Here is an 11,672-nt window from a genome sequence, read left to right as displayed (position 1 = left end):
ATCCGCGACGACGACCGGAACCCTGGTTCCGCGGGCCGGTCGGCCGGGGCCGGTTCCTAGCGTGATGGGCCCCGCGCCGGAATCGGCGGGGCGGCGCCGCCGCGCACCACCTTGTAGCGGTCGAGGCGCACCTTGATCATCTCGTTGAACTTCTTGTGCACCTCCGAGACCGAGAGCGTCTTGGTCTCGCCACCGGCCTCGGCATAGAAGATCGGCCGGTTGGCCTGCGCCGGACGCGGCAGCAACTCGGCCGCGCTGGCGCCGGGCGTCTCCTCCATGGTCTCGATGAAGGTCTGCGCCGCATCCGGACCGAGGAAGTGGATCAGGTAGATTTCGCCGCCGGTGAGGTGGCGCCTCATAGCCTTCTCCAGTCGCAGCGTATCACGCTTCAGCATCTCGGCGGCGAGCAGGGCCGAGAGATAGGGCTCGCGCCTGAGATCGAGGATGCGCTGGCGCTCATTGGCGTCGGCGACCACGAATTGCCGGCCATTGCGCGTGACCAGCGCAGCCTCGGCTACCATGCCGTGCTTGCGGCCGAACTCGAAGACGACGCCGAGCCAGGTCTGCTCGATGAACTGGTAGAGCCCGGTCGCCGAGGAGGTCTTCGCCTGGACCGTGGTCGAGAACGAGGATTCCTTGTCGGCGACCGCCATCAGCAGGGTCGGGTCCGCCCCGACGACCCGCCCCGCCCGCACGATGATGTCGACCAGATGCCGACGGATGCGAATCGGCCCGAAGGTCAGGATCTGGTCGGGATCGCCGCCAATGGTGATCGGCGCTCGCGGCAATTGCTGGCGCGGCAAGGCTGTCGGAGCCGACACGGCACCGGGCTTCGCCGGCAGTTTCGGCGGCACCAGCAGGATGTTCGAAGGCGGCAGTACCGGCAGCGGCAGGGCTGACGCCTGCGGCTGAGCGCTGGACGCCTCATCCGCCGTGCGTTCGGTCAGAGCCGCCAGCGAGGGATCGTTGTTGAGCGCGAACTGCGTCGCCTGCCGCGCTGCTTCGAGATCGCCCTCGACCGAGGACAGGATCAGCGAGGGGCGCATCGGCGCCTGCAGCGAAGGCGCGTCTACCGTCTCGGCGGGCGCGAAATCGGGATCGGGAAGCGGCGCTGGAGCTGGTGTCAGCGTCGCAACCGCCACGCCCGCCATCACCGCCACGACGACGCTCCCCGCGCCCGCCAGCGCCAGCTGCCGGGTCCGGCCTGCGCCATCCGCCGAAATCGCCGCGCCCTGCGACGCTTTGCGCGGCAAGGCACTCCGCGCGGTGCCCGCAATGCCCGGCGCCGGGACCAGGCCGGCGCCACCCGCCACTGCCTTGCGGGCGGCCGTGAACCAGCCGGCCCCGTCCTTGGCGGCGGCTTCGAGCTCTCCGACCATCCGGCGGGCTTGCTCGTTCGAGATACCCGCCTCGCGTTCCAGCGTCGCCGCCGCCTTGGGCCCCTGCTCCGCCAGCAGCCTTATCGCGAAGAACCAGAGCTGCAGCGAGGTCCTACGGCTCTCCAGCGGCGTCCCGGCACAGGGCGAGACCAGGAAATTGCAGTGCCCGCAGGCATAGGCGCGCAGCTTGAGTCGCGGCACGAAGGCGGAAACCCGGCCGCAGGCGGGACAGGCGATATTGATGCCGCCCCGGCTCGCCTGCATCATCGCCTCGAGGCAGGCATCCTCCCGGAACGCGGCCTGGAACTGCTTGAAGCGCTGGCTCATGCCTCGCTACCGCCGGCGATATCGGCCGCGCCCGCGAGCCTGCGGCCCGACAGCTGCCCTCTGCTCGGACGACACAGAAGGATACGCGTGGAACGGGCCAGCGACAATGTCAGCCCGCCAGCAGGCCGAGCCGGGCGACGTCGCGCAGATGCATTTCGACCTCCTCCGCCGTCGCGCGCCGGGGGAGGTCCGCGGCGTCACGCCCCGCAGCATGCGCCTCGGCCAGGAAGGCGTTCATCTCGGCCAGCAGCATCGGCGCCGTCCGCGTGCCGTCGAGCAGACTGACGAATTTGCGCACCACGACGCCATCCAGCGCAACAGCGCGGTGGCGCAGATCGGTGACCTCATTTCCGGCCAGCGCCTGCCGCCGTGCCAGCAGGCTCGCCACCGGACGCTCGCCGACGGCCGTGATGAGCCGGTGCGGCTCCAGGCTGATCTCCAGCAGGCCGGCGCGGTAGATCGCCGTCAGCGCCTCGTTGAGCCGGCTGGTCTCGCACCCGATATCGGGACCGAGGCTGTCCCTGGCTTCGTCCAGAGCGCTCGCGACGAGCTCGGCATGGCCGATGCTGCCGGGCCAGGCCTGGCCGAGCACCCGCAAGGCCGCCTTTGCGCTTTCGAGGTCGACGGTAAGCCGAACGTCGCTACCGAACAGGAACCCGCCGACGCCGGGCCTGTCGTCCTGTTCCTCGGCCTCGCGGACATTCGCGGCGAGATGATAAGGGGCGAGCGTAAAGCACGAGAAGCCGCGCCGGAGCACGATATCCGAGCGACAAAGCAGCGTCTGGCGGAAGCAGCGCCCGATCAGAAGGTCGAGCGATTGCTCCTGGCGCAGCGGCTCGTCGACCGGGATCGCGTTCAGGATCTGCTGGGCCGGCCCCTGCGCCCCGCCGAAATTATTGGGGAACGAGGCCTCGGCGAGGAATTGCAGCCCATGCGGTGCCGCGGCGTCCAGCACCTCGTGCAGGGCGAACGCCCGCGCCCCGGGATTGAGATCGTCATGATAGAGGACGTTGTCCGGAATCCCGTCGATCTGTTGCAGGCGCTCGCGCAAGGCGGCGCCGTAGAATGAGCCAGGGTCGGTCGCCTCGGCGAAGCGCTTGATCGCGGCCCGAGCCACCCTGACCCGTTCCAGCGGCTCCTCGATGTCGCGGGTCTCGTAGAGCATGACGTCTCGGGCGAGATCGCGCAGCCGACAGCCCGGCAGGGCATTGTAGCTGACATAGGCAATGCCCTGCGGCCGCAGCAGTTCGCCGAACAGCGTCAGGATGCGCTCGCGCACGAAAGGCGGCACCCAGGAATAGACACCGTGGACCAGGATATAGTCGAAGCTGCCGAGCCCGGCATCCGCCGCCATGATGTCGAGATGGTGGAACGCGATGTTGCGCAGCCCGAGCTCGTCAGCTTCGGCCTTGGCTCGCGCGATGGCGCTGGCGCTGAGGTCGATGCCGATGAAGCTGGCGCCCGGCGATTGCAGCGCCATCGGGATCAGGTTGCCGCCGCTACCGCAGCCGAGTTCCAGCACGCGCATCGCCGCGGTCGGTGCCGGGCTCATGCCGTGGAAATGCGCGATCGTCGCCAGATGCCCGGGATGGGTCTGCGAGAAGGCATGGCCGGGATAGGCGACGGCGTCATAGGGATTGGACTTGCTCGCGCTCATCAAGGCAATCCATCCGCCACGCTCGCCTCCCGCCTGGTCACGCTCAGCAGCCGATCACCTTGAACTCGACCCTGCGGTCGAGCGCGTCGCTGGCATCGTCCTTGCCGGTCCCGATCAGGTTCTCGTTGAAGCCCTTTCCGGTGGCGATCATGCGGTTGCGGCTGTCCGGAACGCCCGCCTGGAGCAGCTCCATCACATATTGCGCCCGCAGCACCGAAAGCCGCTCGTTGAGATGCTGTGTGCCGGTACGCGAGGTGTGTCCGACGATCTCGAGGCAGGCATCCTTCTGCCTGGCGCGCGTCGCGATCTGGCTCAGCCACATCGGATAGGGTTCGGTGATCTGCGGATTGGCGATGAACTGCGTCGAGCCCGGCTGGAACAGCAGCTTAACCATGAGCTGGTTGCTGGCGAGGCCGCTATCGACGAGGTCGCCGAAGGCGTCGACCGCGTCCTCGCTGCGCCCGAGCTTGCTGGCGGCGAGATAGGCGCCGACCCGCACGCGATGCTGGTCGCCACCCGGCAGCATCCGCGCCGTACGGTAGAAGGCCAGCGCCTCGCGATAGCGCCTGGCCTCGTATTCGAGGATGCCGTCATTGATCAGAGCGGCGGCGCTCAGGCGCTCGAGATAGACCGGGTCGATCGGCTCGCCGAGCTTGGTGCCCTGGCAGACCTTGATATAGGCCTCGGTCGCCGGGTCCTTCGCCCAGAGCGGCGCGTCGCGGTAATAGGTCGTCGGCGTCACGTCGACGCCCTCGGGGCGCGCCCGGGCGACGCCCTTCGAGACGACGCGCTTCGACTTCAGATCGGCAAGCGTCAGGCAGATCCGATAGGCATCGCGCGCGCCCTTGGCATCACCGGCATTGTTCACTGCCGTGAAGGTCCCGATCAGGACGACCGGCTCGCGCGCCAGGCTCTCCGTCGTGAATGGCTGCAGGCGAAAGCGTGTATAGGATGCCCCGACGATATCGGAAAGCGTCTGCTGCATGGAACGCGTCGAGGTCGACTGCGCCCCGGAAATACCGTCGATCAAGGGGTCGATCACCAGATCGACCCGCTCGCCGGAGAGATCGGCCTTGGCGAACAGATCGGCAGCCGCCCGCTGCAGAGCTTCGGCGAACGGGATCGGTGCAGGCGCGGCCGCAGCGGGCGGAGGCGATACTGGCGCGGGTGCCTGGGCAACGGCCATGACTGTGGCGCCGAGCAAGGCAAGGAGCCCGCACCCCGCCAGGGCAGTTCGTCTCGTTGCGCCATAAGCCGACGCCGGCACCGGGGCTGCGCTCATCCAGCTTGCTCCACCATCACCGCTCCGCGGGCGTCGCGGGCCTCAGCTCAGCGGCAGCCCTTCAGCGCATTGCCGCCGCCATCGCCGAGCTGGGCCCGCATCAAATCCTCGGTACAGTCACGCGCGCCGCTCGGCCGCCGGTTCTTGCTGGCGCGTGCCGGAGCTGGAGGCTCGCCGCCGCCGAGCAGGACATCCATCGACCTGCGGTCGAGGACCGTGCGCTCCTGCGGCGGCACCGGTCGCGCCTCCTGCTGGGTCGGGCGAGCGCTCGGCAAGAGCGGCTTCTCGGGCACCGGCAGCTCCTTGACGGCAGCACCGGCGCTGATCCGTGCCGCGACCGCCTTTTCGCGGTCCTGGCGCTCCTGGGACAGCCTGGCCTTCTCGGCCTCGAGCGAAGCGAGTTCCTGCTCGCGCCTGGCGAGCTCCTTGGCGAGCCGCTCGCGCTCGCCTGCATCTGAAGGCTTTGCCGCCGGCACGCTCGCGGAGGCCGGCGCCTGCGTCGGCCTATCGGCCGGCCGCGGCAGCGAGCGCTCGGCATCGGTCTTGCCCGCGTCGCGGCCGGCGAGATCGGTGGCGGCCTGCTGCCGGCTCTTCTCGGCCTGCTGGACCCGTTCCAGCAACGCCTTCTCGCGCGCCGCGAATTCGCTCTCCAGTTTCGCGCGCTCGCTCGTCGCGAAATTGCGACGTTCGAGCAGATCGAGCCTCGTCTTTGCGTCGACCGCGAAGAAGCTCGCGGGGAAGCGCTGAATGAAGGCCTTGATCTCGGCGGCATTGTCGCTGCTGCGCAGCCGCTTCCAGATATCGGCGTCGGTCTCCTCCCGGTTCAGGTAGAAGTCGCCGAGCAGTGAGAGCGACAATTCGGGCGTCTGCCTGCCGCCGGTCGCGTCATAGACCGCCTTCTGGACCCGGCGGAACATGGTGGCAATCTCGAGTCCCGGCTGCCTCATCTCCTGGACCAGCGCCGCCGTGAACGGGCTGTTGCGTCCGGCCCCATCGGCCGCGACGTCATTGGCCTGCGTCGCATAGGCCGTGACCATGCCTTGCGCCCGCGCGATCGGCGCGAGGCCCGAGCCGACCGAAAAGCCGCGCGTCGCCTGCTTCTTCGAGAGCTGAGCGACGAAGGGATTGTTGCGGCAGGCGTCGAGCACCATGATCTTGACGCCCTTGGCGAAGCCGAGCGCAGTGATCACCTCGCTGAGCTTGAGCGTCTCGTACTGGACCGAGACCTCGTCATCGATCCTGGCCTCGAGCGGAACCAGGAAGTTCTCGCCGTTAAACTGGAAGCCGTGGCCGGCATAGTAGAACATCACCGCATCGGCATCCTGGGCCAGCCGGGCGAAGCGGGCCAGCGCCTGGTCCATGCCGCGCTTGTCGAGGTCGAGCCCGTCGACGACCTCGAAGCCGAGCTTGCGCAGGGCCTCGGCGGTATCGCGCGCATCATTGACCGTGTTCGGCAAAGCGGGTGCGTTCTTATAGGTCGAGTTGCCGATCACCAGCGCGACGCGGCGATCCTGTGCCAGCGCTGGCAAGGCCAACGTCTGCAATAGAAGAGCGGCCAATGCACAGAGCTTGAACGCGATGTTCATGGCACCATTCCCTGCGTCAACCTAAAGAAAGACGCGTCAAAAATCCAGACCTGCCCCTTGTCGCCACCCGCACTCTGCTTGCCCCTGCGACTGGGGCCTGATAGCCTTTTTCCTCCATGCCGCGCCCTCGGGAAGAGCGCCGATGCAGGGTATTCGGCTCAGGCTTGTTGTCGGCATTTCAGCGGTTCTCGCCGCGCTGGCGAGTTCGGCCATGGCGCAGGAACGAGCACGGCCGCGCAGCCCTGCGCCGGCGGCGGCCAGGGTTTCCTTCATCGATCTGCGCGACAAGGCCAAGGTTCCCGCCAAGCTCCTGGTGCGTTTTTCCGTCACCGGCATGGAGATCGCCCCCGCCGGCAGCCCGCGCCGCAACGCCGGCCATCATCACCTGCTGATCGACACGGAGCTGCCGCCGCTTGGCCAGCCGATCCCGAGCGATTTCAACCATCTGCATTTCGGCGGCGGCCAGACCGAAGCGGAGATCCTGCTTTCGCCCGGCCGCCACAGCTTGCAGCTGCTCTTCGCCGATCACGATCACGTGCCTCATGATCCACCGGTGATGTCCGAGAAGATCACCGTCGAGGTCGAGGCCGCGCCGCTGGAAAAACCGCGCACCGCCGCGGCGCCGAACGCCCGGGTGTTCTTCGTCGGCCTGCAGGATGGCGCGACGATCCCGGCCCGCTCCATCGTGCGCTTCGGCAGCGAGAACATCGCGCTCGCGCCGGCCGGCACGAAGCAGGACAATGCCGGCCACCACCATCTCCTGGTCGACACCGAGCTGCCGTCGCTCGACCGCGAGATACCGAGCGACTTCAACCATCTGCATTTCGGCCGCGGCCAGACCGAGACCGAACTCAGCCTATCGCCGGGCGAGCACACGCTGCAGCTCCTCTTCGCCGACCACGAGCACGTCCCGCACGATCCGCCGGTGATGTCGCAAAAGATCCGGGTGCGTGTCGAAGCGACCGCGGCGGCACAGCCTCTCTCCGCTGCACAGGCTGCACCGGGCAAGCCCGGGCGCACGCCCGCTCCGAACGACGCCGCGGTCTACTTCATCTACCCGCGCAATGGCGCGACGATCTACGCGACCTCGACCATCCGCTTCGGGTTGCGCAATATGGGCGTGGCTCCGGCCGGTGTCGCCAAGCCCAATACCGGCCATCACCATTTGCTGATCGACGTACCGACGCCGCCGCTCGACGTCGCCATCCCCAGCGATCTCAATCATCTCCACTTCGGCAACGGCCAGACCGAGCGGAAGGTCACCTTGCCACCCGGCCGGCACAGCCTGCAGCTCATCCTCGGCGACGATCAGCACGTGCCGCACGATCCGCCGGTCCTATCCGAGCGGATCGAGGTCTTCGTCGGCAATCCCCGGAAGCGGAGTGCGCGTCGATGAGGGCGCCTGTCTGCACCGCCGGCCCTGATGCCACCTTTCGCATGTGGCGGCTGTCCGCACTGTTCGGCCTTGCCCTGCTCTGCCCGCTGCTCGCGGCCAGCAGCCCGTCGGCGCAGACGGCGCAACGCCAGCCATCGCCGCGCGGTGCGCTGCTCTACTTCCATTATCCACTCGACGGCCTGCGCGTGCCGGAGCGCTTCACGGTGCGGATGGGGCTGAAGGAAATGGGCATCGCGCCGGCTGGCATCGACAAGCCCCTGACCGGTCATCACCATCTGCTGATCGATGTTGAGCCACCGCCTGCGGACCAGCCCATCCCGGCCGACTACAACCACATCCATCTCGGAAATGGCCAGACCGAGGTCGTCGTCACCCTGCCCAAGGGCACGCATACGCTGCAATTGCTGCTCGGCGACCATCTGCACATGCCGCATCGGCCGCCGGTAATGTCTCAGAAGATCACAGTCTATGTTCGCTGAAGCTTCGCGCCCGTGACGGCGCGGGCGGCCTGTCGGAGTGCTGAACCGCATGTCCTGGTACCGCCGGCTCACTCCCCTGCTTCTGGCATTGGCCGCCTGGCTGGCTCAGACATGGTGGCTTTCCCCGCCGGCCCTCGCTCAAGCCGGAGCGACCCCGGCCCGGCTGGCGCTGGTCATCGGTAACGCCGCCTATCGCGAAGCGCCCCTGGCCAATCCCGTCACGGATTCCCGCGCCGTCGCCGAGGCGCTGCGGCAGGGCGATTTCGACGTCACCATGGTCGAGAACGCCGATCGGGCCGGGCTGGAGCGGGCGTTGGCCGCCTTCCGGGAGAAACTGACCCGCGGCGCCCATGTCGTGGTCTTCTATGCCGGGCATGCCGTCCAGCACCGCGGCCGCAACTTCCTCGCCGCGGTCGACGCCAACATTCGCTCGCCGGGCGATCTCGGTCGCGATGCCTCCGATTTCGACGGTCTGCTCGACGCGCTGATCGTCAGCCGGCCGGCGAGCGCTGTGGTCGTCCTCGACGCCGCCCGCGAGAATCCCTGGCAGGCGGCCCTCGGCAATCGCAAGGGCCTGGCGCCGATAGAGCCGCTGGAGAACATCGCCGTGATGGCGCCGGTCACACCGGGGCGCACCCAGGCCGAGACGCCCGGCCGCACCGACCCTGCGATTGCGGAATGGCTCAAGGCGATCCGCACGCCCGGACTCGACATGGCTGCTGCGCTGACCCGCACCCGCGATGCGGTTGCCCGCGCCACCCGGCGCAAGCAGCAGGTCTGGATCTCGTCGCCGCCTGCGGTCGGGCTGATCGTGACGCCGAACGGCAAGCCGGCCGCCATCGCCCAGGCGACCCGCGGCGTCATCATGGCGCCGCCGCCGCCCGGCCCGCAATCCGACCAGCTCGGCCCCTATGAGCTCTCTTTCTGGGAAACCATCCGCAACAGCGAGAACCCGGCCGAGTACCGCGCCTATCTCGACGCCTACCCGAATGGCCGCTTCGCCAGCCTCGCCCGGACGCGGGAGGAATTCTACCGCACTCGCGGCCAGGCGCGGCCCGCCAGCCCGGCTCCCGCCCAGATGGCGAGCGCCACGCAAGCCCGGCCTGGCGCGACGCCGGCACCCGCCAGGCCCCTGCGCGATTGCGAGGATTGCCCGGAACTGACTCTGATCCCGGCCGGCACCTTCGAAATGGGCTCAAACGAGATGTTCGAGTTCGAGAAGCCGGTGCGCTCGGTCGCGATCGGCCGTCCCTTCTATATCGGCACCCGCGAAGTGACGTTCGCGGAATGGGACGCCTGCGTCGCCGAGGGCGGCTGCAGCCACCGCCCGAGCGACCGTAATCTCGGGCGCGGCCGACGGCCGGTCACCGACATCCACTGGAATGATGCCGGCGCCTATGTCGTCTGGCTCTCGCTGAAGACCGGGCGGAAATACCGCCTGCCGACCGAGGCCGAGTGGGAATACGCCGCCCGTGCCGGCACCACCACCAGCTATCCCTGGGGCAACACGATCGACAAGGAAAAGGCCAATTGCGTCGGCTGCAACGCCCAGCCGCGCCGCCAGGCGATCGAGGTCGGCCAGTTCCCGCCCAACGGCTTCGGCCTCTACGACATGGCCGGCAACGCCGCCGAATGGGTGGCCGATTGCTGGAGCGAGAGCTACCGCTCCTCGCCGCGCGACGGCAGCGCCTACTCGCCGCCGGGCTGCCGCGAACGGGTGCTGCGCGGCGGCTCGTTCAACAATGATCCGCGCTATCTGCGCTCGGCCGCGCGCTTCAAATACGAAAGCGATGTGCGCTTCTATACCAATGGATTCCGCGTCGTCCGCGAGCCCTGACACATCTGCGTCCCGGCCGGAAACGAGGAAGACCGCCGCATCGGCAGCGGCCTTCTTCGTGTCCCGAGCCGAAGCCCGGCTTCACCACATATCGAGCGCGACGCGTGCCTCGTCCGACATGCGCGACTGATCCCAGGGCGGATCGAAGGTCATGTTGACCGTGACCGAGGCGACGCCGGGCACGGCACCGACCGCGTTCTCGACCCAGCCCGGCATCTCGCCGGCGACCGGGCAACCCGGAGCCGTCAGCGTCATGTCGATGGTGACCTGGCGATCATCGGCGATGTCGACGCGATAGATCAGCCCGAGCTCGTAAATGTCGGACGGGATTTCCGGATCGTAGACCGTCTTCAGGGCTGCGACGATATCGTCGGTCAGCCGGTCGATCTCTTCCGGCGGCAGGCCGGTGCTGGCGCCCATCGTCGGCGCGTTCGGCTTGATTTGCTCGGCAGTGTCGCTCATGGCGCTTCCAATTCAGGCAATCGGCGGTTCAGGCGAACAAATCTTCCGCCTTGCGCAGGGCCTCGACCAGCTTATCGACTTCTTCGAGCGTGTTGTAGAGGCCGAACGACGCACGGCAGGTCGATGTCACCCCATATCGGGCGAGCAGCGGCATCGCGCAATGGGTCCCCGCCCTGACGGCGACGCCGGCCCGGTCGATCACCGTGGCGACGTCATGCGCATGGGCGCCCTTCATCTCGAAGGCGATGATCGCGCCCTTCTCCCGGGCCTTGCCGAAAATACGGACCGAATTCATCTCTCCGAGCCGCTGCATGGCATAGTCGTGCAGTCTCGCCTCGTGCGCGGCGATGTTCTCGCGACCGAGCGCCATCATGTAGTCGAGCGCGGCACCGAGACCGACGGCTTCGACGATCGCGGGCGTGCCCGCTTCGAAGCGATGCGGCGGATCATTATAGGTGATCGCGTCCTCGCTGACGGTGGCGATCATCTCGCCGCCGCCCTCATAGGGCGGCAGCTTGGCGAGCCATTCCCGCTTGCCCCAGAGCACGCCCGAACCAGTCGGCCCATAGGTCTTGTGGCCGGTGAAGGCGTAGAAGTCGCAGCCCAGAGCCTGCACGTCGACCGGCATATGCACGGCGCTCTGGCTGCCGTCGACGACCAGCGGGATCCGGTAGCTCTGGCAGATCTTGGCGATCTCGGCGATCGGCACGATAGTGCCGATCGCATTCGACATATGCGTCAGCGCCACCACCTTGGTGCGCGGCGAGATCAGCTTCTCGAACTCCTCGACGAGGAAATTGCCATCCTCGTCGACTGGCGCCCATTTGATCACGGCGCCATGGCGCTCACGCCAGTAATGCCAGGGCACGATGTTGGAATGATGCTCCAGGATCGAGAGGATGATCTCGTCGCCTTCCTGGATCTTGAGATGCTGGCCGAGCGAGGACGCGATCGCGTTCAGCGCCCCGGTCGAGGAGCGCGTGAACACGATCTCCTCGAGATGGGCGGCGTTGAGGAAGCGCCGGGCGCTTTCACGCGCCGCCTCGAAGGCCTCGGTCGAGGCATTGGCGAGGTAATGCAGGCCGCGATGGACGTTGGCATAATCCTCGCGCATCAGCCTGGTCATCGCCTCGATCACCGCCTCGGGCTTTTGTGCCGAGGCGGCATTGTCGAGATAGACCAGCTTCTTGCCATAGACCTCGCGCGAAAGGATCGCGAAATCCTTGCGGATCGCCTCGACGTCGTAGGGCTTCGCGATCGCGTTCAT

General features: G+C 67.7%; 9 protein-coding genes. 3 read left to right on the top strand and 6 right to left on the bottom strand.

Annotation, left to right across the window (positions count from 1 at the left end; translation table 11 throughout):
• Positions 1-56: 56 nt before the first annotated feature.
• From ACWGRX_RS01170 to ACWGRX_RS01155, 4 genes are all read right to left on the bottom strand, one after another.
• The gene (locus ACWGRX_RS01170; RefSeq protein ID WP_452116087.1) at positions 57-1,706 is read right to left on the bottom strand and encodes a transglycosylase SLT domain-containing protein; all 1,650 of its coding nucleotides are present in this window, start codon (positions 1,704-1,706) and stop codon (positions 57-59) included.
• Between the two features lie 109 nt (positions 1,707-1,815).
• A complete protein-coding gene (locus tag ACWGRX_RS01165) occupies positions 1,816-3,363 on the bottom strand; it encodes a methyltransferase domain-containing protein (RefSeq protein WP_452116086.1) in 1,548 nt (515 codons plus the stop codon).
• A 43-nt stretch (positions 3,364-3,406) separates the two neighbouring features.
• Positions 3,407-4,549 carry an OmpA family protein gene (locus ACWGRX_RS01160; protein ID WP_452116085.1) on the bottom strand — a complete coding sequence of 381 codons (1,143 nt, stop codon included), beginning with the start codon at positions 4,547-4,549 and terminating at the stop codon, positions 3,407-3,409.
• A gap of 143 nt (positions 4,550-4,692) precedes the next feature.
• Positions 4,693-6,231 carry a caspase family protein gene (locus ACWGRX_RS01155; RefSeq protein WP_452116084.1) on the bottom strand — a complete coding sequence of 513 codons (1,539 nt, stop codon included), beginning with the start codon at positions 6,229-6,231 and terminating at the stop codon, positions 4,693-4,695.
• 142 nt (positions 6,232-6,373) lie between these two features.
• Between ACWGRX_RS01155 and ACWGRX_RS01150 the strand changes: the two genes are divergently transcribed.
• The 3 genes from ACWGRX_RS01150 to ACWGRX_RS01140 are packed head-to-tail and all read left to right on the top strand — an operon-like array spanning position 6,374 to position 9,943.
• Positions 6,374-7,627: a DUF4399 domain-containing protein gene (locus ACWGRX_RS01150; protein ID WP_452116083.1), complete on the top strand. Its 1,254-nt coding sequence runs from the start codon at positions 6,374-6,376 to the stop codon at positions 7,625-7,627.
• Between the two features lie 41 nt (positions 7,628-7,668).
• Complete coding sequence (locus ACWGRX_RS01145; RefSeq protein WP_452116082.1) at positions 7,669-8,106, top strand: DUF4399 domain-containing protein; 438 nt, start codon at positions 7,669-7,671, stop codon at positions 8,104-8,106.
• Between the two features lie 49 nt (positions 8,107-8,155).
• Positions 8,156-9,943, top strand: coding sequence for an SUMF1/EgtB/PvdO family nonheme iron enzyme (locus ACWGRX_RS01140; protein ID WP_452116081.1), 1,788 nt, complete (start codon positions 8,156-8,158; stop codon positions 9,941-9,943).
• 81 nt (positions 9,944-10,024) lie between these two features.
• Here the strand turns inward: ACWGRX_RS01140 and ACWGRX_RS01135 are convergent, their stop codons facing one another.
• Together ACWGRX_RS01135 and ACWGRX_RS01130 are read right to left on the bottom strand one after the other, a co-directional pair.
• Positions 10,025-10,363: an SUF system Fe-S cluster assembly protein gene (locus ACWGRX_RS01135; RefSeq protein ID WP_291633100.1), complete on the bottom strand. Its 339-nt coding sequence runs from the start codon at positions 10,361-10,363 to the stop codon at positions 10,025-10,027.
• A 70-nt stretch (positions 10,364-10,433) separates the two neighbouring features.
• A complete protein-coding gene (locus tag ACWGRX_RS01130) occupies positions 10,434-11,672 on the bottom strand; it encodes a cysteine desulfurase (RefSeq protein ID WP_452116080.1) in 1,239 nt (412 codons plus the stop codon).

This window comes from Allobosea sp. NPDC055594, assembly GCF_053618995.1.
This window is presented reverse-complemented; position numbering and strand designations above follow the sequence as displayed.